Raw genomic sequence first — 26,599 nt, forward strand, 5'->3', positions numbered from 1 at the left:
AGCGAATGACGGCGCTGGCGGAAGCGAAGACGAAGGAAGTCGACAAGAATATTCGCGAGGCGCTGGAAGGCGCGCTCAGCCGGGGTGCCCTGCCCGGCGAAAGCGAAGGGTTTGACGAGGCCGCGCTGGCTGGCGCTGCCGCCTTTCTGGGCCGCACCGCCAATGGCCGCAAGCCCGGCCATGAAGCGATCGCGATGGAAACACTGGGCGAAGGCGCCAACGGCCGCTTCATGCGGTTGGCCATCGTCAATGACGACATGCCCTTCCTGGTCGATTCCATCGCCAATGCGCTGGCGGCGGCCGACATCACCATCCACCGCCTGTTCCACCCTGTCCTGTTCGTGACGCGCGATGGCGGCGGCACGCTGACTGGCGTGTTCGAGGAGGATGCGTCCGGCGCACGCCGCGAATCCCTGATCTATGTCGAAACCGACCGCGCCGATTCCAAGGCGCGCCGGGCGCTGGAAAAATCCTTGCAGGAGACACTGGCCGATGTGCGCGCCGCGGTTGCCGACTGGCCGAAGATGCAGTCGGCCATGGCCGCCGACGCCGACGCGGTGCCGGACGAGGAAGGCGCCGCCCTGCTGCGCTGGTTCCTCGCCCGCCATTTCACCCAGACCGGCCATGAAATCGTCAGCCGCGACGGCAGCAGCAGCGCGCCGCTCGGCATCTGCACCCGGCATGACAAGCCGCTGATCGCGCCCGCCTCGCTGGAGGCCGCCTTCACCTGGTTCGAGGAGGGCAAGCGCACCCCGCTGATCATCAAGTCCAGCCGCATTTCGCGCGTCCATCGTCTTGTACTGCTCGACCTCATCATCATCCCGGTGCGGGAGGGCAAGACGGTCAAGGCCCTGTCGATCCACGCCGGCATGTGGACCAGTTCGGGCCTGTCGGCGACGCCGGACAAGGTGCCGCTGCTGCGATCCGCGCTCTCGACGCTGATGGACAAGTTCGGTTTCGATCCGCTGGGCCATGCCGGCAAGACGCTGGCCCATGCGCTGACCGCGCTGCCGCACGACATCACGATAGGCTTCGACCGTGAGACGCTGGAACGGCTGGCGCTGACCTTCATGTCGCTGACGGATCGGCCGCGTCCCAAGCTGGCGCTGGCCACCAGCGCGCTGGCGCGCCACCTCTATGCCTTCGTCTGGTTGCCGCGCGACGAGCTGTCGACCGCCCGCCGCGTCAGCATTCAGGACATGCTGGCGCTCAAGAGCCATGGCACCGTGCTCAGCTGGTCGATCGCGCTGGAGGAAGGCGGCCTGGCGCTGCTGCGCATCACGCTCGACCTGCGCGATGGCGGGGTCGCACCCGATGACGTCGCGCTGGACCGGATGCTCAAGCAAATGGTGCGCGGCTGGATTCCGGCGGTCGAGGAGGCGTTGGCCGTCACCGAGGAGCCGGGCCGCGCCGCCGCCATGGCGCAGCGCTATGGCGGCGGCTTCCCGCTCGCCTATCGCAACGGCGCGGGTCCGGAAGAGGCCGCGATCGACATCCGCCTGATCCATGGCCTGTCGGGGGATGGCGACAAGTCGATCCGCATCTACCGCAATCCGGAAGACAGCGCCGAGCGGCTGCGGCTGAAGCTGTACAGCCATGTCACCGTCGCCTTGTCCGAAGTCGTCCCCGCCTTCGAGAATTTCGGCTTCCGCGTGATCGAGGAAATGACCACCGCGATCAGCGGCACCGCGGCCGAGGGCGGCACGCTGGGCCATGTCCAGCGCTTCGTGCTGGAACTGCCGGCGGGCGACGATGCGCAGGTCGTGGTCGATCGCGCCGAGGTCGTGACCGAAGCGATCGCGCAGGTGCTGGAGGGCGTGGCCGAAAATGACCGGTTGAACGAACTGATCGTCACCGCCGGCCTCGCGCCGCGCTCCGTCGTGCTGTTCCGCGCCCTTTATCGCTATCTGCGGCAGGCGGGCGTCGCCTATGGCATGGTGACCTTTGCCGATACGCTGCGCAAGGCGCAGGGCATCGCCACCAACCTCATCACCCTGTTCGACGCGCTGCATAATCCTGCCGCGCAGGATGGCGCCACCGACCGTATCGCGCAGGCGCAATCCGACATCGACGCCGGGCTGGAGCAGGTGACGGCGATCGACGAAGATCGCATTTTGCGCCTGCTGCGCGCCGTCATCACCGCGACGCTGCGCACCAATTTCTACGCCCCCGCCGCGCAGGAGGCGATCGCCTTCAAGCTCGACAGCGCGCTGGTGCCGGGCCTGCCGGCGCCGCTGCCGTGGCGGGAAATCTGGGTCTATTCCCCGCGCGTCGAGGGTATCCATCTGCGCGCCGGTCCGGTCGCCCGTGGCGGCCTGCGCTGGTCGGATCGTCGCGATGATTTCCGGACCGAGATCCTCGGCCTTATGAAGGCGCAGCGCGTGAAGAACGCCGTCATCGTGCCGACCGGCGCGAAGGGCGGCTTCTATCCCAAGCAACTGCCCAATCCGCAGGCCGATCGCGACGCATGGCTGGCCGAAGGCACCGAAAGCTATCGCATCTTCATCCGGTCTTTGCTGTCGATCACCGACAATATCGTGAAGAATAAGGTGAAGCATCCGGCCGAAGTGGTCGTGCATGATGGAGATGACCCCTATTTCGTCGTCGCGGCGGACAAGGGCACGGCGACCTTCTCCGACGTCGCCAACGCCATCGCACTGGAACGCGGCTTCTGGCTGGGCGACGCCTTCGCCAGCGGCGGCTCCAATGGCTATGATCACAAGGCGATGGGCATCACCGCGCGCGGCGCATGGATTTCGGTCCAGCGCCACTTCGCCGAAATGGGCGTCGATGTGCAGAGCGAGCCGGTCAGCGTCGTGGGCTGCGGCGACATGTCGGGCGACGTCTTCGGCAACGGCATGTTGCTGTCGAAAGCCATCAAGCTGGTCGCCGCCTTCGACCATCGCCACATCTTCTTCGACCCCGCGCCCGATCCGGCGAAAAGCTGGGAGGAGCGCAACCGCATGTTCGCCCTGCCCCGCTCCAGCTGGGAAGATTATGACAAGGCGCTCATTTCCAAGGGCGGCGGCGTCTTTTCCCGCAGCCTGAAGCGCATCCCGCTGACGCCGGAAATGCAGGCGATCCTGGACGTCACGGACAAGGAAATGGAGCCGGCCGCGCTGATCTCCGCGATCCTGAAGGCCCCGGCCGACCTGCTCTGGTTCGGCGGCATCGGTACCTATGTGAAGGCCGCCGCGCAAAGCCATGGCGATGTGGGCGATCCGGCCAATGACCGGCTGCGCGTCAATGCCGAACAATTGCGGGTCAAAGTAATTGGCGAAGGCGCGAACCTGGGTACCACCCAAGCGGGCCGTATCGCCTTCTCGCTGCATGGCGGTCGGATCAACACCGACTTCATCGACAACAGCGCCGGCGTCGACTGTTCGGATAATGAGGTCAACATCAAGATCGCGCTGAACAAGGAAATGGCGGAAGGCCGCCTGCCCTTCGACAAGCGCAACACGCTGCTGGAAAGCATGACCGACGCGGTGGGCGACATCGTGCTGGAGGATAACCGGCTTCAGGCGCTCGGCCTCTCCATCGCGGAAGCCGGCGGTGCCGCCGACCTCGCCTCCTATGTGCGCCTGATCGAAACGTTCGAGGAAACCGGCCGGCTCGACCGGCAGGTGGAGGGGCTGGCCGCCAACGACCAGCTGCTGCGCCGTGGACAGGATGGTCAGGGCCTCACCCGCCCCGAGCTGGCCGTGCTGCTCTCCACCGCCAAGCTGGCATTGCAGGATGCGATCGAACATGGCGACCTCGCCACGGACGAGAGCATGACCGCCGAACTGATGGCCGCCTTCCCGGAAGCCATGCAGAAGAAGGAAGCCGACGCGATTGCCGGCCATGCGCTCAAGAAGGAGATCATCGCAACCAAGGTCGCCAACCGCATCGTCAACCGCCTCGGCCTCATCCATCCGTTCGAGCTGGCGGAGGAGGAAGGCTGTTCGCTCGCCGACCTCGCCAGCGCCTTCCTGATCGCCGAACGTCTCTATGACATCGGTGCGCTCTGGGCGGATATCGACGCGGCGGACATGTCGGAAGGTGCGCGGCTTGCGCTCTTCAGCGACATTGCCAGCGGCATGCGCGCGCAGATCGCCGATATATTGCGCGCCCTGCCCGCCGGTGCGCTGCCGGCCGAAGGGCATGCAAAACTGGCCGCCGGCGTCGGCTTGCTGGCCAATCAGGTCGACGACCTGCTGACCAGCGAGGCGCAGCGCCGCACCGCTGCCGTCACCGACCGACTGATCGGCCTTGGCGCGCCGGAGACGCTGGCGGTGCGCACCGCCGGCCTGTTCAAGCTGGACGGCGCCGTCGGCATCGCCTCGCTCGCCGCCCGCATGAGCGTGGAGGAAGTCGCGCTGACCCGCGCCTTCACCCATCTGGGCGAAGCGGTCGGCATCGACTGGGTCCAGTCCGCCGCCGCCCGCATGGAACCGACCGATCCATGGGAGCGCCTGCTGATTTCCGGCGTCGCCCGCGACATGCAGCAGGTGCGGCTCGACTTCCTCGCCCAAGGCAAGGGCAAGGACGTCGCCACCCATGTCGAAGACTGGTTGCAGGCCAAGGGCGCCCGCGTCCGCCAGTTCCGCACGCTGGTCCAGCGCGCCAAGGCGGCCGCGACGCCCAATGTCGCGATGCTGGCGGAAATCGCCGGGCAAGCGCGCGGGCTGCTGGGCCGCTGATCGTCTGCACACCATAAAAAGGGGCGCCATCCCATGCGGATGGCGCCCCTTTCCAGTTAAAGAGAAACGTCCGTTCGCCCTGAGTAGGGCCTGAGCGAAGTCGAAGGCCCATATCGAAGGGCACATCCTTCGATACGCCGCTTCGACAAGCTCAGCAGCTACTCAGGATGAACGGGCGTAAAGTTCATGGCTGCGGCGGCGTATCCGCTGCCGGCGCATCCTCGACATCGTCGCCATAGGGGTCGGGCACCACCAGCTTGGGCGCGTCCTTCTTGCCCGGCGTGCGGATATCCTCGCCATAGATGGGCACGAATTTCTCGTCGGACACCCGGCCGTGCAACGCCTCGATCTCCGCCTTGCGCTGGCGCAGATACATGGTCTTGTAGACGGTATAGGGGTCGTCTTCCTTGCGGATCGCCGTAATGGTTTCGTCGAACGCGGCGCGCTCGCCCAACTGGTTCAGGATCGTCGCGGGAATGACATAGGCCGGCTTGTTGAACGGCTTGCCCACGGCGAAGGGCAGGATCATCTTGTCCACCGTATCGCCGACAATGTCGCGCAGCGTCGTCGGCCCGACGATCGGCAGATACATATACGGCCCCGGCCCGATGCCATAATAGCCCAGCGTGTTGGCCAGGCCATTGTTGCGATGAGGCAGATTGAACGGTTTGCGCTTGGCCACGTCGAACAGGCCGACGAAGCCCAGCGTCGAATTGATGCCGAACCGCCCCGCCGTCTCGAATGCCTTGCCCGGCTTGAACTGGAGCAGATAGGCGGCGGCCACCACCGGGTCTTGCAAATTGGAGAAGAAATTGCGCAATCCCTTGCGCACAGGGCGTGGCAGACCCTTGTTATAGGCCTTGGCCACCGGCTCCAGCACCGCCTTGTCGACCGACTGCACTGCCTCGAAGCTCTTGGCGTTCAGCTGCTCCAGCGGATCGCCCTTGGGTGCGCCCTTGTCCCCGGTGACGACGATATCCTGCGCAGCATCATCCTGCGGCACTGCGGGCGGCGTGGCGGTGGGCTGCTGAACCTGCGAGGCGGACGGGGCAACATCCTGCATCGCTGCGACCTCTGCCGCCACAGCCATTTGCGGCGCAGCACCCTGCGCCTGCGCGCCCATCATCATCATTCCCGCAGCGACGGCCGGCACCAACATAATCTATTCCTAGCAGCGGCCCCGCGCTCTCCCCGCAACGCCCTTTAAAATCCATGACGTCCCGGACATGTTTAATCCGTGTTACATCAGGCATACAGTGCGGCTAGAGGTGGTGGCCCGGATCGTCAATAGCAAGGCCCGGTCGTCGATCCCCTCGCCAAGGCTGCTCGTCGCAGCCGCTTACATTTTGATACAAAATTCCCGCCGCGACTCGTTTGCAACTGCGAGTCGTTCGCTTTATGCGGTGAGCATAGTTTATCGCAGGACCAACTCACCCCGATGCACGGAACCGCCCGTATTCAGAAGCCCAGGAAGAAGAGCGCCAAGGCCTTCTGGATGAAGCAGTTGCATACCTGGCATTGGGTCAGCTCGGCGATCAGCCTCATCGGCCTGCTGCTTTTCGCCTTTACCGGCATCACCCTCAATCACGCCGCCGATGTGGAAGCATCGCCGCAGACGATCGAGAAAAGCGCTACCCTGCCTGCGGATCTGCTGAAACAGGTGGCGGCCGACGATGCGCCCGATGCCAAGAAGCCCCTGCCCGCCCCTGTCGCGGCCTGGGTCGAAAAATCGGTGGGTCAGTCCGGGCAAGGCGTTGCCGAATGGTCCGCCGATGAAATCTATCTCGCTCTGCCCCGTCCCGGCGGCGACGGCTGGGTGTCGATCGACCGGCATGACGGCACGGTGAGCAGCGAAAGCACCAGCCGCGGTGCGATCAGCTATCTCAATGATTTGCACAAGGGCCGCAACGCTGGTGGCGCATGGAAGTGGTTCATCGACATATTTTCGATCGCCTGCTTCATCTTTGCGCTGACCGGCCTCGTCCTGCTGCAAATCCATGCCAAGAAGCGGCCGACCACATGGCCGCTGGTCGCCGCCGGCCTCGCCATTCCGGCGATCCTCGCCATCATCTTCATCCATTAACGGGGGATTATTTCGCTCATGCAGATCAGCCACACGCTCATCCTGACGGGCAGCGCGGCGCTGAGCGCGACTGCGCTCGCCGCGCCGGCGACGGCCCAGACGCTCGACGTCACCTTCACGCTGCCGCGTCTGTCGGTCGCCGAATATCACCGCCCCTATGTCGCCATCTGGATCGAAAAGGAGGGCGCGCCCGCCCGCACTGTGTCGATCCTCTACGATCTGGGGAAGAAGAATAATGCCGGCACCAAATGGCTGCGCGACGTGCGCAGCTGGTGGCGCGCTTCGGGCCGGTCGCTCACCTTGCCCGCCGATGGCGTCAGCGGCGCCACCCGCCCGCCCGGCACGCACAAGCTCAGCTTCACCGCTGGCAAGGGCGGGATGCCCAATCTGGCGCCGGGCAAATATACGATCCTGGTCGAAGCCGCGCGCGAGGTCGGCGGCCGCGAAGTCGTCCGCGTGCCCCTGACCGTCACGGCGGCCGGCGCGAAGGGCAGTGCCACTGGCTCGGCCGAACTGGGCGCCGTCAATGTCGTCGTGTCACGCTAAGGGGGAGGACAAGATCATGAAGATGTTCCGCACGCTGCTGCTCGCGGCGGGGGCCGCGCTCGCCTTGCCGACCATGGCCGATGCCGCGCCGCGCCCGTGGATGCTACCGTCCGAAACCATGTTTGCCGGCACCGGCAATGAATGGCTGACGGTCGATGCCGCCATTTCCAGCGACCTTTTCTACTTCGACCATCCCGGCCAGAACTGGGAGCCGGTCATCACCGCCCCCGACGGATCGGTCGTGGAGGCGCAGAACCGCACCGTCGGCAAGCTCCGCGAGACGTTCGACGTCCCCGTCACGGCCAAGGGCAGCTACAAGATCGCCATCACCAACGTCATGGTCATGGGCAGCTTCATGCTGAACGGCGAACGCAAGATGCTGCCGCGCGGCACCACGCCTGCGACTCTGGCCACCGCCGTGCCGCAGGGCGCGACCGATGTGCAGACGGCGCAGGCCACCACCCGGATCGAAACCTTCGTCAGTGCAGGGGAACCGACCACGACGGTCTTCAAGCCGACCGGCAAGGGGCTGGAGATGGTGCCAGTCACCCACCCCAATGACGCCGTCGTGGGTGAAGCCTCCACCTTCCAGTTCCTCCTCAACGGCAAGCCCGCCGCCGATCTGGACGTGACGGCCATAGCCGGCGGCGTACGCTATCGCCAGGATCTCAAGCAAATCGATGCCAAGACCGATGCACAGGGTAAGGTAACGCTCACCTGGCCGGATGCCGGCATGTATTGGGTCAGTGTCAGCACCGGTGGCCGTCGCGGTCCCGGCAGTCCGGAAGGTGGTCCCGGCGGTCCGGGCGCCGGTGCCCCCGCGCCGCAAGGCGGTGGTGAGGGTCAGGGTACCCCGCGCCCGCCCATGGGTCCGCCGCAGGACCGCGCCACCTATGCCATGACGATCGAGGTGCAGGGCTGATCGCCAGCCTTACGTCCCACGGCGTCCGCGTCGCGATTGCGCCCGGCCTGTCACCCGATCAGATGGTCGGGCGACAGCAGCCGGGCGCCGTCGTCTCGTTCGGCGGACCGACCATGGGCACCAGCTGGTCGGCACAAATCGTGGCGCCGCCCGCAAACTGCGCCGCTGCGATCGAAAACGTGCTGGCGCGCATCATCGGGCAGATGAGCAATTGGGAAGCGGACAGCGTCATCAGCCGCTTCAACCGCGCGCCGATCGGCGAGTGGATGCCGCTCCCGCCGGAGATGCTGACGGTGCTGCGCGCGGGGCTGGACATGGCCCGGCTGTCGGACGGTGCCTTCGACCCCGCGATCGGCCGGCTGGTCGATCATTGGGGCTTTGGGCCGAATATTAGTTCCTCCGCCTATGCCATCGCCCGGCCCTGGAGCCGGATCGAAGTGGAACGCGGCCATGCCCGCCGGCTGGCCGATGTGGCGCTCGATTTCTCCGGGATCGCCAAGGGCTTTGCCGTCGATGCCGTCGCGGAAGAATTGCGCGACATGGGTGTTGCGAACTTCCTGATCGAGATTGGCGGCGAACTGCGTGGCGATGGCGTGAAGCCCGACCTTCAGCCATGGTGGGTCGATGTCGAACCGCCGACCGACCTGCCCGTCCCCACGCTGCGCATCGCGCTGTGCGACATGGCCGTCGCCACATCCGGCGACTATCGCCGCTTCCGCATGGAGGACAGCACCCGCCTGTCCCACAGCATCGATCCCGCGACGGGCCAGCCGATCGCGCAAGGCGTCGCCTCCGTGACGGTGCTGCACGATCAGGCCATGCTGGCCGACGCCTGGGCGACCGCCATCACGGTGATGGGGCAGGATCGCGGCATGCACCTCGCCACCCGCCATGGCCTCGCTGTCCGGCTGGTGATGCGGACAGACAGCGGCGCGCAGGAATATATGACGCCGGCCATGGCCGCGATGCTGGAATGAACGGAAATAGGATATTCCGCGCTTAACTTCTCACATTTCCCGCCAATTTTGACATTTCATTACAAGATTTGGAAATTATATGTCCATGCGCGCCGAATGAAGCGCATTGGACCGTCTGTAGCTGAAAAGCCTGGTGTAGGACAGAAAACAGCCGCGCCTCGCTTCAGCCCTCCAGATCCGCCAGCCACGCCTCGACGGAAATGACCTGTGCATAGGAAAAGGCCAACGCCGCCATCGACGCGGCATGCACCTGCTGCGCGGGAACGGAAACATCCCCGAAATCCAGATCGCGCGTGGCGGCGGCATCGTGCTGGACCGTGACCTGATACCCCAGATCGGCGCCAGCGCGCGCCGTTGCCTCGATACACATATGGCTCATCGCGCCGACGATCACCACGGATAATATCCCATGTTCGTTCAGCAAAGACTGTAACCCGGTGTCACGGAAGCTGTTGGGATGTTGTTTCACTACCACCGCCTCGCTTTCGAGTGGTGCGACATCGGCGATAATCTCCACGCCAGCCGATCCTGTCGCGAATATCGGCGCAGCAGGATCGGGGATTTCATGCCGGATGTGGATGATGAGAGCCTGCCGTGCGCGGGCGGCGGCTATCACGCGGGCCGCATGGGCGGTTGCCGCCTCTATACCCGATAATGGCAATTTGCCAGACGGCAGATATTCATTCTGAAGATCGACGACGATGATGGCTTGCTTGCTCATATGCGCTCCATTTCCGGCGCATCATGTGCATGGGCTCGCGCTGCCGCTATTGAGTAATACTCAAGCCGACGCGAGAAGCATCAGGCGTCCGCCCAGCGGCGCAGCAGATTGTGATAGACGCCGGTCAGGCGGATCACCTCGTCATGGTCCTGCCCCATGGCAACGGCGACGCCCTGTACGCTGCGGTCGAGGTCGAACAGCATCTGGCGCGCGCCATCGTCGCGGATCATCGATTGCAGCCAGAAGAAGCTGGCCACACGCCGCCCGCGCGTTACCGGTTCCACCCGATGCAGCGAGGAGGAGGGATAGAGCACCGCATGACCCGCCGGCAACTTGACCTGCTGCACCCCGAAATTGGTTTCGATCGTCAGTTCGCCGCCATCATAGGCGTCGGGCGCCTCCAGAAAGACGGTGATGGAGAGGTCCGAGCGGACGCGAAAGCCCGTCCCCGCCTGAATGCGTACGGCATTATCGACATGGACGCCGAAATTCTGGCCGCCAGCATAGCTGTTGAACAGGGGTGGAAATATCTTGAGCGGCAGCGCGGCGGCGATGAACAGGGGCGATCGGCCGAGCGCATCAAGGACCATCTGCCCCGCTCGCTGCGCCGCGTCGCTGTCCTCCGGCAGTTGCAGGTTCCGCTTGGCGAGCGCAGACTGATGCCCGGAGGTGATGTTGCCATCCACCCAGTCGGCAGCGTCGATAACGGCGCGGATGGCGGCGACCCCGGCGGCGTCGATCAGGTCGGGTATGGCAATCAACATGGAAAAGCGTATCCGTCAGGCGGCGTCGGTCCGCAGGATGAAGGGAATTTCGACCACGCCTTTGACCCGCACCGGCTGGCCGCTGCGCAGGATCGGTTTCCAGCGCCAGCCTTTCACGGCGTCGCGGGCAGCATTGTCGAGCCGGGAGGAACCGCTGCTTTGCGCGACGTTGATACTTTCGACCGCGCCGTCCAGACCGACGATCAGGCTAAGCAGCACGGTCCCTTGCTCATGCTTGCGGCGGCTTTCTACCGGGTAGCGGGGTGGCTTGCCCGCGACCATCTGCGCGCCGAGGTCGCCGCCTTGCACGATGCTGGGCGCCGCCGCCGGCGCGGCGGGGGCAGGCGGCCCCGGTACCGCGACAGTGACCGGCGCGGGCGTCGGCACCGGCGACGGATCAGGCGTGGTCTGCACGGTTTGGACAGGCGGCACCGGCGTCTGCACGATCGGTGGCGGCGCCACGACTTCGGGCTTGGATGGCGGTGACGGGGGCGCTTCGGCGGCGGGGGGCGGTGGCGGCGGGGTCAGGTTGACCACCGTCAGCTTCGCTTCTTCCGCACGCTGCACATGCTGGCGCACCTGGATGAGCGCGCCGATCGCCAGCGCATGGATCGCAAGGATAGCGGCGATAGCGGTCAGGTTGGGGCGGGATCGGGCACCATAGCGGCTAGCCGCTATGGTGCCGGATGCGACCAGCGACGGAGATGGGACCGGCGCAGGCTGAACCAACTGCGCCGATGCGGTATCGTCGTCGTCGATCAGCAGACTTGCAGCTTGCAACATGAAAGCGCCTCCCTCCCCTCGCCCTTAGCGCGAAGACTAATGCGAATCAATTGCGCACCAGAAACAGTTTGGACATTCGGACGGGCCACGATCAGAGGAGAGACTGTCGCCGCCCGTCCATCCCCCGGCCAGGACGAGCCGGGGACTTTTGGGATCAGAACTGATAGTTCAGGCTGAACACCGCAGACCGCGTCGGCGCCGGCTGCGCCCAGCTGCCACCTACCGCGTTGCGCACGGTCGTCACATATTTCTCGTTGGTGAAATTCTGGACGTTGACCTGCGCCTTCAGGTTCGGCGTGATCGGGTAATTCACCATCAGGCGATGGATAGTGTAGCTCGGCACATGATAAGCGACATAGTTGCCGGCCGTCAGCTGCGCCAGGGTCGGCTGGTTCAGCAGGAACTTGCCCTGATAGGTCAGGCCGTAGCCCAGCTCCAGACCGAAGTCGAAGCGGTAGGTGGTGAACAGGCTGCCCGAATGTTTCGGCGTGTTGGTGAGTGCATAGCCCGCCGTCGGATCGGGGAAGGCAGCGCTGTTGGCACAAGTGCCGGCCGCCGGATCGGTCTCGCCCGGATTGTCGATGCAATAGTCCGACACGCCCTGTTTGATCTTCGACTTGAGGTACATGTAGTTGGCGGAAATCGTCCAGTTGCTGGTGATATTGCCCGACGCGCCGAAGGAAATGCCCTCGACCCGCTGATGCCCGTCGGTCGCCTGATCCGGCAGGGTCGGGTCGCCCGACAGCACCTTGATCTGGTCGCGGTCATTGCGGAAGGCGGCAAGCGTCAGCAGCAGTTTCTTGTCGAACAGGTCGGCCTTGGCACCGATCTCATAGTTTTTCGTCGTTTCCGGCTTCACGAAGCAGGTGCCACTGCCGCCGGCTGCATTGGCCACGGTGCAGGTGCCATCGACCGAGGCCTTGGATGGCAGCTTGCTGTTGCCATAGGCGACATAAAGGCTGGTGTCCGGCGTCGGCTTCACCACCGCGCCAACACGGTAGGAGAAGAGATTGTCGTCAGTGCGCGGGAAGCTGGTCGCCGTGGTCAACTGGCCCAGCGTCGGCGAACCGGCGGTGGTGTTGTAGGCGAAGCTGTGGCTGAGGCCCTTCACATTTTCATAGCGCAAGCCGCCGTTGATCTCGAAGAAATCGCTGAACTTGAGCGTGTCGAACAGATAGGCGGCATAGCTGGTCTGTTCACCCAGCGCGCGGCTGGCGCGGATGAAGTTGATCGGGCCAGTATATTCATTGTTGCCATAGCTGTAGCCGGCCGGCCCCTGCACCACTTCGCCGGGGTTGGAGATGCTGACCAGCGGAAAGAGCGGGGTCGAGCCATCGGCATTGCGGGGTAGTGCGCCCTGTTCCTGCCGATATTGTTCCCACAGCGCCGATGCGCCGATGACCAGCGTATGGCCGACGCCGCCGGTGTCGAAATCGGCGCTGAGGTCGATCTGGTTATAGGCGGTCGTGTTGTTGATGAAGCGCTGTACGCCGCGGCCGCCGGTGGGCAGATAATAGCCGGCCGGCACGGTGAAGGCCGCGCCGTTGACGGTGGTGGTGCAGGCGGCGGCGACGCCGGTATTGACGTCGGGCGGCTGAAGCCCGGTCGAGGCGAGGCAGAAGGTGCCGTTGGGCTGGCTGGTGATCGTGTTCTGGCGAATATGTTCGTAGCGGGTCAGGTTGCGGATCTTGACCGCATCGCTGAACTGATGGCTGAAGATCGCCTGAAGCGACCGGGTCTTGCTGTTCTGCTGGTCCAGATTGGCGAAGCCATAATAGCCCGACCGGTCGAATTCCTTCAGGAAGCCGCCTTCGCGCGGATAATAGCGCAGGCCATATTGCGGCATGGCGTCGTCGTGCAGATATTCGCCCTGCACGGTCAGGCTGGTCGGGCCGTCGATGCCGATGGTGATCGCCGGGGCGAAGCCATAACGCTCATAATATTCCACGTCGCGGCCGGGCACGTCATTCTTGTGATAGACGGCATTCAGGCGGACGGCGATCAGGTCGTTCACACGCTTGTTGGCGTCGATCGTGGCGCGGTAATATTGATCGGTACCGATGCCGGCGTTCAGGATGGTCTGGTCGTCGGCCAGCGGGCGCTTGCTGACGAGATTGATCGTGCCGGCGACCGAGCCGCCGCCGTTCATGACCGAGTTGGCGCCGTTGGTGACTTCGACCTGCTCGATATTATAGACTTCGTTGCGGTTCAGGAACGCGCCCGAACGGACGCCGTCGATCGTCACATCATTCTTGGCGTCCTGCCCGCGCAGGATGATGCGGTCGCCATAGCCGAAACCGCCCTCGCCCGCGCCGAAGGTGATGCCCGGCACGGTCGACAGGACATCGCGCAGGGTGAGCAGATTCTGCTGCTGGATCGTTTCCTTGTCGATGACGGTGATGGTCTGCGGTGTGTCGAGCAGCGGCCGGGTATATTTGGGCGACTCCGCCTTTTCGACCTTGATCGCCGATTCATCGATCGCCGTATCGGTGACGGTCACGCCGCCAAGCCGCGCACCCTGCTGGCCATCCTGCGCCTGCGCGCCTGCGGCAAAGGCCATGGCGCCAACGCAGCCCAACGCCAGAAAGGACGTCATATTCCCGGACTTCGACATGATAACAGATCCCCTTTTGTAGTTGGGGCAGGCCGCTATTGAGAGTCCCTCGCAGTGTCAACGCTATTGCGACTAATTATTACCGGTGTTGCAAGATTGTTGCAGAAACAACCAGCAGCGGATGGCGCTCGCCAGATTGGGTGGATGCGGCGCGGCGAGCCGCTCCACATCGATGCGGGCGACGAGCGCGTTGACGGGCAATTGTTGCTGGACAGCATGGGCGCGCAGGGCGTCCCAGAAAATCGGTTCCAGACTGATGGCGGTCTGGTGCCCCGCAATGGTCACGCTGCGCTTGACCGGCGGGGAGAAGGGCGACCCTTCCGGCCCATCGGGGCCTTGGTCAGGGTCGCCCGCGTCCATCAATACATATGCTGGCCGCCGTTGATCGACAGGGTGCTGCCGGTCACGAAGCCACCATCCTCACTGCAAAGGAACGCCACGCCACGCGCGATTTCATGCGCCTGACCCAGACGGCCCACGGGAATCTTCGCCACGATCTTTTCCAGCACGGCCGGGGGCACGGCGGCCACCATGTCGGTGTCGATATAGCCGGGCGCGATCGCGTTGACGGTGATCCCCGACTTCGCGCCTTCCTGTGCCAGCGCCTTGGTAAAGCCATGGATACCCGACTTGGCGGCGGCATAGTTGACCTGGCCATATTGGCCGGCCTGCCCGTTGATCGAGCCGATATTGACGATCCGGCCCCAGCCGCGTTCGCGCATGCCGCCGAACGTCGCCTTGGCCATGTTGAAGCAACCGCCAAGGTTGATGCGCATCACTTCATTCCAGTCGTCGAAGCTCATCTTCGCCAGCACGCCATCGCGGGTGATGCCGGCATTGTTGACGACAATGTCGACCGGGCCGAGCGCTTCGGTAACCTTGGCCACGCCATCGAGGCAGGCCTGATGGTCGCCCACGTCCCATTTGAAGCTGGCAATGCCGGTCTTTTCAGTGAAGGCTTTCGCCTTTTCCTCATTGCCGGCATAGTTGGCGGCGACGGTATAACCCAGTTCCTGGAGCGCCAGGCTGATCGCCTCGCCGATACCCCGCGTTCCGCCCGTCACGATCGCCACTCTCGACATAAAAGCGTCCTCTTCCCAAACAGGGTCAGTCCATCCAACCCGAAAGCTCGCGGCTCATCAGCCTCTGATAGAGAGTGATAGCTTCCGCCGACGCATTTAGACAGGGCAAATAGGCAAAATTTTCGCCGCCATGGCGCAAAAACACCTCTTTTGCCCGCAGCGCGATTTCCTCCAGGGTTTCAAGGCAATCTGCCGAAAAACCGGGTGTTACGACAGCAATATTCCGGACACCATCCTGTACCAATTTGGCGAGCGTCGCTTCGGTTTCCGGTTCAAGCCATTTGGCCCGGCCGAAACGCGACTGGAAGCTCATATGGACCGGCAGAGTGAGCGCTTCCCGCAGCAGGCGGACGGTCTTGACCGACTGGCAATGATAGGGATCGCCCAGATGCAGGGTGCGTTCGGGCATGCCGTGGAAACTGGCGAGCAGCGCCTCCGGCACGAAGTCGAGCATGACGACATGGGTGTCGATCGACGCCTTCAATGCGGCGATATAGGCCGGGTCGTCATGATAGGGGGGCAGCGTGCGCACCGCCGGCTGCCAGCGCATCGCCGCCAGCGCGGCGAAGGCGGCGTCATTGGCGGTCGCCGTGGTCGCGCCGCTATATTGCGGATAGAGCGGCGCGAGCAGGATGCGATCGCAACCCTGCGCCTTCATCGCCGCGAGTTTTTCGGCGATGGCGGGATTGCCGTAGCGCATCGCCCAGTCAACCACGACATGCGGCATCGCCTGCTGCAACGCCTGCGCGGTGGCGCGGGTATGGACGGCGAGCGGCGAGCCTTCGGCCGTCCATACCTGTCGATAGGCATGGGCGGATTTCTTCGGCCGGGTAGTCAGGATCACGCCGTGCAGGATCGGTTGCCAGACCAGCTTGGGGATTTCCACAACGCGGGGGTCGGACAGAAATTCCGCCAGATAGCGGCGCACCGATCTGACGTCCGGCGCGTCCGGCGTGCCGAGGTTGATGAGCAGCACGCCGACCTTCGGCGCAGGAAGGGCGGGATGATCGGCAGGCAGGGTCATGCGGTTCCTACCAAAGGCAGGCTGCGCAGGCGCTGACCTGTCCATGTATAGAGGGCGTTGGCGATAGCGGGCGCGACCAGCGGCGCGGCAAGATCGGTGACGCCGGCGGGATCGGCGGTGCTGCGCATCAGTTCCACCGTAACCTCGCCAATATCGGCGAGGCGCGGCAGGTTCATGCGGCCAAGGATGGCGCGGGTCGGCATGCCCTTTTCATAGGGGACGGCGGCGCCCATCGCATAGGCGAGGCCATGGATCAGGCCGCTTTCGATCTGCTGCCGGGCGATGTCGGGATTGACCTGATCGCCGGCATCGACCGCCGCGACGATGCGGTTGACGCTGAGCGCGTCGCCATTCATCGCCGCTTCCACCATGACCGCAGCATAGGCGCCGTTCATCATATGGGTGGACAGCCCCTGCCCGCTGCCGGGGATGCCGCCCTGCCAGCCGCCCATCGACGCGGCGGTCGACAGGCAATGAGCGAGGCGCGGATTGCCGCCGAGCATCTGGATGCGGAAGGACATCGCCTCCATCCCCGCCAGATGCGCCAGTTCGTCGATGAAGCTCTCGGTGAAAAAGACGCCATGCAGATGCGCATTGCCGCGCACGAAGCCGAGCGGCAGGCCGACATCGGTCGGGAAATGATCGACCGCCCAATTCGGAATAGCATAAGGCGGGACCATGCCGGCCACCGCCAGCCGGGTGGTCTTGCCCGCTGCATCGGCCGCTGCTTCATGCGGCAGTTTCCCGTCCGCGATGCGTGACCATGTCTGGGTCATGGCGCAGGGCGCGGCGACCTTCGCCGACCAGCCCTCGATCGCGCCGCCCCGGCCCAGCTTCGCGGCCATGCGGGCATGGGCGGGCGCGCTGGGGCGATCCTGAATCACATCCTCCAGCCGCGACCAGAGCAGTTGCACCGGCCGCTTCATCTCCTGCGCGAGCAGCGCCGCCTGCACGCCGACGTCCCAATCCATCGCGCGGCCGAAGGAACCGCCGGCATGGAGCGGATAGAGCGTCACCGCCCGCTCCGACAGGCCGAGCGCATTGGCGATCGCCGCGCGGGCCAGGCCCGGCGCCTGCGTCGCCATCCAGACTTCCGCGCCATCCTCGGTCACCCGCGCGGTCGCGCAAGGCGGCTCGATCGCCAGATGCAGGCTGGCATCGACCTGATATTCGCTGGCCAGGATCGTCGCGCCCTCGAACACCGGGCCAAGGTCGCCCTGCGCATAAAGGCGGCGGCCGGCGTCGCTCTCGAAAGCGGTTTCCAGCGCTTCATCGATACTGCCGCTGCTGACCTGTGGCCCGCGCAGGGTGAAGACCGGGTCGGCCAGATCCAGCGCCTTGTTGGCGGCCCACCAGTTGCTGGCGATCGCCGCGACCCAGCGGTCCCGCCGTATCAGCCGGAGAAAACCGGTGACGCCGCCAGCCGATTTTTCGTCTACCCCGGCCAGCAGGGCGTCCCCGATCGGCCCTTGCCGGATCGAGGCATAGACCATGTCGGGCAGGCGGATGTCAGCGGCATAATTATGGCTGCCGTCAATCTTGGACGGGGTGTCGAGGCGCGGCAGATCCTGCCCCGACAGGCGACCATCCTGCCCCTGTCGATAGGGCAATATGTCGGGCAGGTCGAAGCGCGCGGCGTCAGCGACGATATCGCCGATCTTCATGCGATGGGCGGCGCCATCGGTGATGATGCCGTCGGCGATATCGCAGCTTTCCCAGGGGATGTTCCAGCGCGCTGCCGCCGCCTTGCACAACAGCACGCGCGCCGCCGCACCGGCATCGCGATAGGCGTCGCGGAACATGGGGATGGAGGTGCCGCCGCCGGTCAGCATCAGCGCGCCGCGCGTGGCATATTGGTTGAGCGCCCAGTCGCCCGCCCCGCCCAGCAGCCGCGTCCAGTCGCTCGCCAGCCATTCGCGCGCCAGCAATGTATTGGCGTAGAGCGGACTGACCGGCGCGCTCTGCACCGCCACCGTGCGCCAGTCCGCGCCCAGTTCGTCCGCCAAGATCTGTGGCAGGACGGTCGTGACCCCCTGCCCCATTTCGGTCTGCGGCACGATGACGATGATCTGGCCCGAAGCGTCGATCTTCAGGAAGGCGTTGAGGATGGTTTCGTTCGCGCCGGCATTGAGATTGGGTTCATAGCTGCGCGGCCAGATGCCCCAGGCAATCAGCAGTCCTGCCGCCGCGCCCCCACCCACCAAAAGGGTACGGCGGTTGATGCCTGTTTTCGTACCAGAAAAGTTCGGGCCGGATTGCTTCCGCGGTGCGCGCGCCATGCCTGCCTGATAGAGGCGGAAAAGCGCGATGCCTAGAGCGTTTTCAAGGCAGGTGAAGCCTGCCGCCCCGGAAAACGCGGCAAACCGGCTTATGCGCTAATCGGCGGTGATCGGCGCGATGCCCAGCCGCGGGATGTCTATCGCCGGGCAGCGGTCCATCACGACCTGCAATCCGGCGGCCTCGGCACGGGCGGCAGCCGCCTCGTTGATGACGCCCAGTTGCATCCACACCGCCTTTGCGCCGGCCGCGATGGCATCGTCCACCGCCTCGCCCGCCGCCTCGCTGCGGCGGAAGATATCGACCAGGTCGATCGGCACGCCGATGTCGGACAGGCGGCCCCAGACGAATTCGCCATGGACATGTTCGCCCGCAATCTGCGGATTGACCGGCAGCACGCGATAGCCATGGTCCTGAAGAAATTTCATCACACCATAGCTGGGCCGGTCGGGGCGATCGGAAATGCCGACCAGTGCGATAGTGCGGGTGCGGCTGAGCAAAGCGGCGATATCCTGCGGGGCGGTGAGCGGCATGATTGTCTCCTTCCGTGCTGACATGGGGAGGACGCGACGGCATGCAAGGCGTTCCCATCGCGCCATCATCGGGTTAGGCTGCCCCATGTTCGCGATCCGCCCCGATGATCTGACCGATCCGCAAACCCGCGCACTGCTGGCGCTGCACCTGTCCGGCATGCACGACCATTCGCCAGCCGACGCCGTGTTTGCACTGGACCTGTCGGGCCTGCAAGCGCCGGATATCAGGCTATGGTCGGCCTGGGACGGGGATGCGATTGCCGGCGTGGGCGCATTACGACTGCTCGATGCCGAACGGGGCGAGATCAAGTCGATGCGGACCCATCCCGATCATTTGCGGCGCGGCGTCGGCACCGCCCTGCTGCGGCATATCATCGACGCCGCGCGGGCGGGCGGCCTCACGTTGCTCAGCCTCGAAACCGGGCGCGGCACCGCCTTCGGCCCCGCGCTCGCCCTTTATCGCCGCCACGGCTTTGTCGATGGCGGACCGTTCGGCGCCTATCGGGTGAACGGCTTCAGCCAGTTCCTGCATCTGCGCCTGTAATCAGGCGGACTTCAGCCAGTCCGCCACCTTCTGCGCGATGGCGCGGAAGGCGTCGGCATGGATACCCTCGCCCGCTGCGGGCGGATCACCCGCGTCGGACTGGCGGCGAATGTCGATCGCCAGCGGGATACGGCCCAGGAATGGCATGGACAAGTCGCCCGCCGCGCTTTCCGCGCCCCCGTGCCCGAAGGGATCGGAAATTTCGCCGCAATGGGGGCAGGCATAGCCGGCCATATTTTCGACCAGCCCAACCATCGGCACGCCAGCCTGCGCAAACAGGCTGACCGCGCGGGTCGCGTCGATCAGCGCCAGATCCTGCGGCGTGGACACGATCACCGCGCCGGCAGGCTTGTGCTTCTGCACCATCGACAACTGGATGTCACCGGTGCCGGGCGGCATGTCCACCACCAGCAGTTCGGCGTCGCCCCATTCGGCATCGATCAACTGGCTGAGCGCATTGCCCGCCATGGGCCCGCGCCAGGCCAGCGCCTTGCCCGGTTCCACCAGATGCGCCATCGACAGCATCGGGATGCCGATCGGACCGGTGACCGGCACCAGTTTCTTGTCACGTGCGACCGGCTTCTGGTCCTCGCTCGCCATCAGCTTCGCCTGCGACGGGCCGTAGATGTCGGCATCGACCAGCCCGACCTTGATGCCGAGACGGTGGAGCGCGACGGCCAGATTGGCCGACAGGGTCGATTTGCCGACCCCGCCCTTGCCCGAAGCGACCGCCAATATGCGCAGCGTTTTGCGTTCTTCCACCGGCTTGCGCTCCGCCGTCATGGCGATGCGGACGTCGATGACGTCCGGCACGGTCAGGCCGCCTTCGCGGATCGCGGCGGCCAGTCCGTCACGCTGTTCGGGCGACAGGCCGCCTACGTCCAGGGCCAGGGTCATGACCCCATCCTTGATGCGCGGCGCGCTGGCGCGACCATCGGTGAGAGCTGTCAGACGGGCGGTGAAATCGGCAAGATCGGTCATGACGAAGCCCTGTAGGAAATAATCGCGGCCATTTGCACTGTTTTTCGGAGAAGAGCCTTCCTATAGAAGACAGTATGAGAAGAAAATTCGGGTGGATGCCCGCGATCGCAGCGATGGTCCAAGGCCCCTGGGGGGGCAAGAATGACGGACCCGACGGGGACGGACAGAAAGGCGGCGATGGCGGCCCGCGCAACCCGTGGACCCAGCCGGGCAAGCCGTCCGGCGGCCAGAAGGGGCCGTCGGCGATCGAGGAATTGCTGCGTCGCGGCCGCGAAAGCTTTGGCCAGGGCGGTGGCGGCAATGGTGGTGGCGGCTTTGGCGGCCTGCCCCCGCGCGCGGCCGGCCGGGCCTTGTGGCCCATCGCGATCGGCCTTGTGGTCATCCTGTGGGTGGTGCTGACCAGTTTCCATCGCGTCGGTCCGCAGGAACGCGGCGTCGTGACCTTCCTCGGCAAATATAGCCGCACGCTCACGCCCGGCATCAGCCTGACGCTGCCTGCCCCGTTTGAGGCGGTGACGACGGTCGATGTCGAGGAAATCCGCACCATCGACATCGGGTCGGTGAGCGCCGAGAAGGAAAATCTGGTGCTGACCGGCGACCAGAACATCATCGACCTGGCCTATTCGGTGCGCTGGAACATCCGCAATCCGGAGCTTTACCTGTTCCAGTTGTCGGAACCTGACGCCAGCGTGCGCGAAGTCGCCGAAAGCGCCATGCGCGCCGTGCTGGCCAGTGTCAGCCTCGACGATGCGCTGGGCGCGGGCCGCACCGCGATCGAGCAACAGGTCGAGCTGCGCATGCAGGAGATATTGGACAGCTATAAGTCGGGCATCCGCATCCAGGGCGTCGCGATCAAGCAGGCCGACCCGCCGGCCGCCGTCAACGATGCGTTCAAGGCCGTGTCCGCCGCGCAGCAGACCGCGCAGACCTATCTCAATCAGGCGCGGGCCGCCGCCCAGCAGGTGACGGCCAAGGCACAGGGTGAGGCCGCGGCCTTCGACAAGGTCTATGAACAATATAGACTGGCGCCCGACGTGACCCGTCGCCGCATGTATTATGAAACCATGGAGGGCGTGCTGTCGAACGTCGACAAGACCATCGTCGAAGGCAATAATGTGACGCCTTACCTGCCGTTGCCCGAATTGAAGAAGCGGGCGCAGGCGACCCCGGCGCAGGATGCCGCCGCCAGCGCGGGAGGCCAGTGACATGCGTCATCCCGTAGCTATCGCACTGACCATCCTGGCCTTCCTGATCATCCTCGGCAGCACCGTCGCGATCGTGCCCGAAACCAAGCAGGGCGTGATCGTCCGCTTTGGCGATCCCAAGGAAATCATCAACAGCTATCGTCCCAATGAAAGCTTCGGCCAGACCGGGGCAGGCATCATCATGCGCGTGCCGTTCGTCGACCAGATCGTCTGGATCGACAAGCGCGTCCTGTCGGTGGAGATGGAGCGGCAGCAGGTGCTGTCGACCGACCAGCTGCGTTTGCAGGTCGATGCCTTCGCCCGCTATCGCATCGTCAATCCGCTGTTGATGTATATCGCGGCGGGCAGCGAGGAGCGCGTGTCCGACGCCCTGCGCCCGATCCTGGGTTCCGCCCTGCGCAACGAACTGGGCAAGCGGCCCTTCGCCGCCCTGCTCAGCCCCGAACGCGGTCAGGTGATGCAGAATATCGAAACCGGCCTCAACCGCGTCGCCCGCCAATATGGCGCCGAGATCGTCGACGTGCGTATCAAGCGCGCCGACCTGCCCGACGGCACGCCGCTGGAAAGCGCCTTCAATCGCATGAGCACGGCGCGCAAGCAGGAGGCGCTGACGATCGAAGCGCAGGGCGCCAAGCAGGCCCAGATCATCCGCGCCGAGGCCGACGCGAACGCCGCGCGCATCTATGCCGAGAGCTTTGGGAAAGACCCGTCCTTCTACGATTTCTATCGCGGGATGCAGAGCTATCGCTACACCTTCGCGCCCGACCGTCCGGGCCAGACCAACATCATCCTGTCGCCGGACAATGAGTTCCTGCGGCAATTTCAGGGGCGCCGTTAAACTTTCGTAATGATCCCCCCCGGATCATTACGGAACCAGCGTCATTCAATGAGGGTTAAGGCAAGGCGGAGCATCTGAGGACTTTCCAAAAGTCCCGCCTTCCTTATTCCCGAAGCTTTGAAGAGGACCGTCACGAGTGCGTTACGCTTATGCCATCACCGGCGCCCTGCTGCTCGGCGGCACCGCCATCGCCGTCACCACCAGCTCCAATGTCGGCGCACAGGTTGCGCAGAATGAAGGATTGACGGCGGCGGCCCCGGCAGGCGCCCCCGCAAGTCTGGCCGACATGGTCGAGAAGCTTCAACCCGCGGTCGTCAACATTTCGACCAAGCAGCGGGTCAAGGTGCAGAACCCCTTCGCCGGCACGCCGTTCGGCGACCTGTTCGGTCAGGGCGGCGGTGGCCAGCCGCAGACCCGTCAGGCGCAGTCGCTGGGGTCGGGCTTCATCATTTCGGCCGATGGCTATATCGTCACCAACAACCATGTGGTGTCGGCCGGTGCCGAAGGCGCGAGCGTCGATTCGATCACGGTCACCATGACCGACAAGCAGGAATTCCCGGCCAAGCTGATCGGCCGCGATCCCGCGACCGACCTGGCCGTGCTGAAGATCGAATCGCCCAAGCCCCTGCCCTTCGTGAAGTTCGGCGACAGCACCAAGGCGCGCGTGGGCGACTGGGTCGTTGCGATCGGCAACCCCTTTGCGCTTTCGGGCACGGTCACGGCGGGCATTATTTCCGCTCTGCATCGCGGCACTGGCGGCAGCTATGACAAGTTCATCCAGACCGACGCGTCGATCAATCAGGGCAACAGCGGCGGCCCGATGTTCGACATGCGCGGCAATGTGATCGGCATCAACAGCCAGATCCTCTCGCCCTCGGGTGGCAATGTCGGCATCGGCTTTGCCATTCCGTCGGAACAGGCCGCCCCGATCGTGGAGACGCTGCGCAAGGGTCAGGCGATCAAGCGCGGCTATCTGGGCGTGCAGATCAGCCCGCTGGGCGAAGATCTGGCGGACTCGTTGGGCCTTGCCAAGAATCGCGGCGAATTCGTGCAGGGTGTGGAGCCGGGCAAGGGCGCCGAGAAGGCCGGGATCAAGGCCGGCGACGTGATCGTCAGCGTCGCCGGGCAGGAAGTGACCGCCGACCAGAATCTGTCCTCGATCGTCGCCAATCAGGGCATCGGCGCGAAGGTGCCGATCGTGCTGATCCGCAACGGCCAGCGCCAGACCGTAACCGCCATCGTCGGCGAGCGCCCGTCGGAAGACGAGCTGAACAACTTCGCGCAGCCGCAGGGCGACGAGGATTTCAGCCAGCAGGACCAGAATCCGGGTCAGGCAACGCAGCAGGCGCTGGGCATTTCGGCGATCCCGCTGACGCCCGGCATCATCCGCCAGCTGGGTATCGCTGCCGATACCAAGGGCGTCGTCATCACCGCCGTCGACGGATCGACCGATGCCGGCGCCAAGGGCCTGCGTCGCGGCGATGTGATCATCAGCGCCAACAACCAGCCTGTCGCCACCCAGGCACAGCTGGATGCACAGGCCAAGGCGGTCGCGGCACAGGGTCGCAACGCCATCCTGTTGCAGGTGCTGCGCCGCGGCCAGCCGGCGATCTTCCTGCCGGTGCGCCTGCGCGACAAGTAAGCGGCGCTTGCCCAACCGCCCTCACGCGATAGAGTGAGGGCGCCTATCAGACCCGTTCGGGCTGAGCCTGTCGAAGCCTTCTTCTTCCCTCGAAGAACAGAAAGGCCCATCGACAGGCTCAGGGCGAACGGGTTTTTCTTTTCGGAGTTGCAGCAATGAGCGACGGTATCTTCATCGGACTTGGCGCACCGGACAGGGATGGCGGCGTGCCCCAGACGCTGAACCTGCGCCGCGCCAACCGGCACGGGCTGATCGCCGGGGCGACCGGCACCGGCAAGACGGTGACGTTGCAGGGCATCGCCGAAAGCTTTTCCGCGCTTGGCGTGCCGGTGTTTCTGGCGGATGTGAAGGGCGACCTCGCTGGCATCTCCATGGCCGGTTCCCCCACTGCCAAAAATGCCGACAAGCTGGTGTCCCGCGCGGCCGAAGTCGGCATCGCCGACTATAGCTATGCCGACAATCCGGCGATCTTCTGGGATCTTTACGGGCAACAGGGCCATCCCGTGCGCACCACCGTCAGCGAGATGGGACCGCTGCTGCTCGCCCGCCTGATGGGCCTTAACGAAACGCAGGAAGGCGTATTATCGATCGCCTTCAAATATGCCGATGAGGAAGGGCTGCTGCTGCTCGACCTCGGCGATTTGCAGGCGATGCTGGCTTATTGCGCGGAAAATGCCGACACGCTCTCCGCCCGCTACGGCAATGTGACCAAGGCCAGCGTCGGCGCGATCCAGCGGCAATTGCTGCAACTGGAATCGCAGGGCGGCGACCATTTCTTCGGCGAACCCGCGCTCGATATCCATGACATGTTGCAGGTGGACGACAAGGGGCGCGGCTATGTGAACGTCCTTGCCGCCGACAAGCTGATGCAGTCGCCCAAACTCTATGCGACGTTCCTGCTGTGGCTATTGTCCGAACTGTTCGAGACGCTGCCGGAAGTGGGCGATCCGGACAAACCCAAGCTGGTCTTCTTCTTCGACGAAGCGCATCTGCTGTTCGACGACGCACCCAAGGCGCTGACCGACAAGATCGAGCAGGTCGTGCGCCTGATCCGGTCGAAGGGCGTGGGCGTCTATTTCGTCACGCAAAACCCGATCGACATTCCAGAAGATGTGGCGGGGCAACTCGGCAACCGGGTGCAGCACGCCCTGCGCGCCTTCACCCCGCGCGACCAGCGGGCGATCAAGGCGGCGGCCGAGACTTTCCGCATCAATCCCGAGCTGAATGTCGAGACGGCGATCACCGAATTGAAGGTCGGCGAGGCTTTGGTGTCGCTGTTGCAGGAGGATGGATCGCCGGGCATCGTGCAGCGCACTTTGATCGCCCCGCCCCGTTCGCGCCTCGGCCCGCTCGATGCGAAGGAACGCGCGATCATCCAGTCGATATCGCCGGTCGCGGGCAAATATGACACCGCCGTCAACCGGGAGTCGGCAGAGGAGATATTGGCCGCGCGCGGGCAAGCCGCCGCTGCCGCTGCGCAAGCCTCTAAAGCGCAGGCCGAAGCCGACAAGGCCGCCGCCGCGCAGGCCAAGGTGGAGGCCAAGCAGCGCGAGGCGGAACTGAAGGAACAGGCCCGGCGCGAAGCGGCGGAAGCCCGTGAGGCCGCCAAGCCCAGCGCCTTCGACAAGGCGGTCCAGTCGGCCACCCGCGCCGCCGGCTCCTCGGTCGGGCGGCAGGTCGCCAATGAGCTGGGCAAGGCCGTGTTCGGCGGGTCGAGCCGCAAATCCTCGTCGGGCGGGATCGCCGGCAAACTGGTGCGCGGCATCTTGGGCAGCCTGTTCAAATAGGCTATTGTCCTGACCGACGCCGGGGCACGACAGGGAGATGATCGACATGAAAGCGACAGCGAGTTGGACAGGTGCAGCGATGGTCCTGCTGACCACGCCCCTGCATGCGCAGGTCGTCATCGTGCCGCGCCATGTTGTGGGGGCTGCGATCGTCAGCGACATCGTGGCCGACCGTCAGGCGCAGCGCGACGCGCGGCAGACGCCCTATGCCGCGCCGGGTTATGGCCCGATCGACACCGCTGCCGCCGCACGCGACGCCTGCGCGGAAAAGGCACTCTATCAGGCGGGGCCAGCCTCCCGCCTGATCGGCCCTGCCCGCGCGAGCACCATGTCGACCGGTTGGGAGGTCGAAGGCGTGGTGGGTTCGGCCGACGGCGACATGCCCTTCGTCTGCTCGGTCCGCAACGGATCGGTCAGCGGCATTTTGCTGAAATAGTCAGGCACGGGAGTGCGGGTGGCCGGTTTGGGTGGAGAGCGGCCATTCCCCTCCCGCCTGCGGGAGGGGCAGCGAGACTTGCGCGCGCAGCGCGTTAGTCGCAGCGGGGTGGGCTGTCGCGACGTCCAGCCCACCCCCTAGCCCCCTCCCGTAAA

The 26,599-nt window shown here is 65.0% G+C and carries 22 protein-coding genes; 11 read left to right on the forward strand and 11 right to left on the reverse strand.

The genetic code is table 11. From position 1 onward, the window contains the following. The first annotated feature begins 5 nt into the window (after positions 1 to 5). Positions 6 to 4,685, forward strand: a complete 4,680-nt coding sequence (locus tag RQH62_RS21525) for an NAD-glutamate dehydrogenase domain-containing protein (protein WP_311270719.1) — start codon at positions 6 to 8, stop codon at positions 4,683 to 4,685. A 184-nt stretch (positions 4,686 to 4,869) separates the two neighbouring features. Here the strand turns inward: RQH62_RS21525 and RQH62_RS21530 are convergent, their stop codons facing one another. Continuing rightward, a complete protein-coding gene (locus RQH62_RS21530; protein ID WP_311270699.1) occupies positions 4,870 to 5,844 on the reverse strand; it encodes a VacJ family lipoprotein in 975 nt (324 codons plus the stop codon). 279 nt (positions 5,845 to 6,123) lie between these two features. On the opposite strand from RQH62_RS21530, the gene RQH62_RS21535 reads away from it, so the two are divergent. The 4 genes from RQH62_RS21535 (at position 6,124) to RQH62_RS21550 (ending at position 9,213) form a co-directional block, all read left to right on the forward strand. After that, positions 6,124 to 6,768 carry a PepSY-associated TM helix domain-containing protein gene (locus RQH62_RS21535; protein ID WP_311270700.1) on the forward strand — a complete coding sequence of 215 codons (645 nt, stop codon included), beginning with the start codon at positions 6,124 to 6,126 and terminating at the stop codon, positions 6,766 to 6,768. Positions 6,769 to 6,786: 18 nt separating this feature from the next. Continuing rightward, a complete protein-coding gene (locus tag RQH62_RS21540; protein WP_311270701.1) occupies positions 6,787 to 7,314 on the forward strand; it encodes a DUF2271 domain-containing protein in 528 nt (175 codons plus the stop codon). 22 nt (positions 7,315 to 7,336) lie between these two features. Beyond that, the gene (locus RQH62_RS21545) at positions 7,337 to 8,236 is read left to right on the forward strand and encodes a DUF4198 domain-containing protein (protein ID WP_311270720.1); all 900 of its coding nucleotides are present in this window, start codon (positions 7,337 to 7,339) and stop codon (positions 8,234 to 8,236) included. A gap of 113 nt (positions 8,237 to 8,349) precedes the next feature. After that, entirely contained in the window at positions 8,350 to 9,213 is an 864-nt protein-coding gene (locus RQH62_RS21550; RefSeq protein ID WP_311270721.1) for an FAD:protein FMN transferase, read from the forward strand. Positions 9,214 to 9,376: 163 nt separating this feature from the next. Here the strand turns inward: RQH62_RS21550 and RQH62_RS21555 are convergent, their stop codons facing one another. The 9 genes from RQH62_RS21555 to RQH62_RS21595 all read right to left on the reverse strand — a co-directional run bounded on the left by RQH62_RS21555 (position 9,377) and on the right by RQH62_RS21595 (position 19,011). Then, the gene (locus tag RQH62_RS21555; protein ID WP_311270702.1) at positions 9,377 to 9,934 is read right to left on the reverse strand and encodes a cysteine hydrolase family protein; all 558 of its coding nucleotides are present in this window, start codon (positions 9,932 to 9,934) and stop codon (positions 9,377 to 9,379) included. A gap of 80 nt (positions 9,935 to 10,014) precedes the next feature. Next, a complete protein-coding gene (locus RQH62_RS21560; RefSeq protein ID WP_311270703.1) occupies positions 10,015 to 10,698 on the reverse strand; it encodes a Fe2+-dependent dioxygenase in 684 nt (227 codons plus the stop codon). 15 nt (positions 10,699 to 10,713) lie between these two features. After that, the gene (locus tag RQH62_RS21565) at positions 10,714 to 11,481 is read right to left on the reverse strand and encodes an energy transducer TonB (protein ID WP_311270704.1); all 768 of its coding nucleotides are present in this window, start codon (positions 11,479 to 11,481) and stop codon (positions 10,714 to 10,716) included. Between the two features lie 154 nt (positions 11,482 to 11,635). Next, positions 11,636 to 14,095 (reverse strand): TonB-dependent receptor domain-containing protein, encoded by a 2,460-nt coding sequence (locus RQH62_RS21570; protein WP_311270705.1) that lies wholly within the window; start codon positions 14,093 to 14,095, stop codon positions 11,636 to 11,638. Positions 14,096 to 14,167: 72 nt separating this feature from the next. Further along, positions 14,168 to 14,455 (reverse strand): ribbon-helix-helix domain-containing protein, encoded by a 288-nt coding sequence (locus RQH62_RS21575; RefSeq protein WP_311270706.1) that lies wholly within the window; start codon positions 14,453 to 14,455, stop codon positions 14,168 to 14,170. Further along, on the reverse strand, positions 14,455 to 15,177 hold the full coding sequence (gene phbB, locus RQH62_RS21580) for an acetoacetyl-CoA reductase (RefSeq protein ID WP_311270707.1): 723 nt from the start codon (positions 15,175 to 15,177) through the stop codon (positions 14,455 to 14,457). The genes RQH62_RS21575 and phbB overlap by 1 nt, the downstream gene beginning before the upstream one ends. 25 nt (positions 15,178 to 15,202) lie before the next feature. After that, positions 15,203 to 16,201: a ferrochelatase gene (gene hemH / locus RQH62_RS21585; protein ID WP_311270708.1), complete on the reverse strand. Its 999-nt coding sequence runs from the start codon at positions 16,199 to 16,201 to the stop codon at positions 15,203 to 15,205. Further along, positions 16,198 to 18,480, reverse strand: a complete 2,283-nt coding sequence (locus tag RQH62_RS21590) for a molybdopterin cofactor-binding domain-containing protein (RefSeq protein WP_311270709.1) — start codon at positions 18,478 to 18,480, stop codon at positions 16,198 to 16,200. The genes hemH and RQH62_RS21590 overlap by 4 nt, the downstream gene beginning before the upstream one ends. 96 nt (positions 18,481 to 18,576) lie before the next feature. Continuing rightward, positions 18,577 to 19,011 carry a CoA-binding protein gene (locus tag RQH62_RS21595; protein WP_311270710.1) on the reverse strand — a complete coding sequence of 145 codons (435 nt, stop codon included), beginning with the start codon at positions 19,009 to 19,011 and terminating at the stop codon, positions 18,577 to 18,579. An 85-nt stretch (positions 19,012 to 19,096) separates the two neighbouring features. On the opposite strand from RQH62_RS21595, the gene RQH62_RS21600 reads away from it, so the two are divergent. After that, positions 19,097 to 19,555, forward strand: a complete 459-nt coding sequence (locus tag RQH62_RS21600) for a GNAT family N-acetyltransferase (protein ID WP_311270711.1) — start codon at positions 19,097 to 19,099, stop codon at positions 19,553 to 19,555. On the opposite strand, the gene RQH62_RS21605 is transcribed toward RQH62_RS21600, so the two are convergent. Then, complete coding sequence (locus RQH62_RS21605) at positions 19,556 to 20,338, reverse strand: Mrp/NBP35 family ATP-binding protein (RefSeq protein WP_405053580.1); 783 nt, start codon at positions 20,336 to 20,338, stop codon at positions 19,556 to 19,558. It lies immediately after the preceding gene. Positions 20,339 to 20,631: 293 nt separating this feature from the next. Here RQH62_RS21605 and hflK point away from each other — a divergent pair, with 293 nt between their 5' ends. The 5 genes from hflK to RQH62_RS21630 all read left to right on the forward strand — a co-directional run bounded on the left by hflK (position 20,632) and on the right by RQH62_RS21630 (position 26,444). After that, positions 20,632 to 21,741, forward strand: coding sequence for an FtsH protease activity modulator HflK (gene hflK, locus RQH62_RS21610; RefSeq protein WP_311270713.1), 1,110 nt, complete (start codon positions 20,632 to 20,634; stop codon positions 21,739 to 21,741). A 1-nt stretch (position 21,742) separates the two neighbouring features. Continuing rightward, positions 21,743 to 22,579, forward strand: a complete 837-nt coding sequence (locus tag RQH62_RS21615) for a protease modulator HflC (RefSeq protein WP_311270714.1) — start codon at positions 21,743 to 21,745, stop codon at positions 22,577 to 22,579. 136 nt (positions 22,580 to 22,715) lie between these two features. Then, positions 22,716 to 24,221: a Do family serine endopeptidase gene (locus tag RQH62_RS21620; RefSeq protein ID WP_311270715.1), complete on the forward strand. Its 1,506-nt coding sequence runs from the start codon at positions 22,716 to 22,718 to the stop codon at positions 24,219 to 24,221. Positions 24,222 to 24,376: 155 nt separating this feature from the next. Further along, positions 24,377 to 26,008, forward strand: coding sequence for a helicase HerA-like domain-containing protein (locus RQH62_RS21625; protein ID WP_311270716.1), 1,632 nt, complete (start codon positions 24,377 to 24,379; stop codon positions 26,006 to 26,008). A 46-nt stretch (positions 26,009 to 26,054) separates the two neighbouring features. After that, positions 26,055 to 26,444 carry a hypothetical protein gene (locus RQH62_RS21630; RefSeq protein WP_311270717.1) on the forward strand — a complete coding sequence of 130 codons (390 nt, stop codon included), beginning with the start codon at positions 26,055 to 26,057 and terminating at the stop codon, positions 26,442 to 26,444. Positions 26,445 to 26,599 lie beyond the last annotated feature (155 nt).

Origin of the sequence: Sphingobium sp. WCS2017Hpa-17, from assembly GCF_031843765.1 — a bacterium.
Lineage (GTDB): Bacteria > Pseudomonadota > Alphaproteobacteria > Sphingomonadales > Sphingomonadaceae > Sphingobium.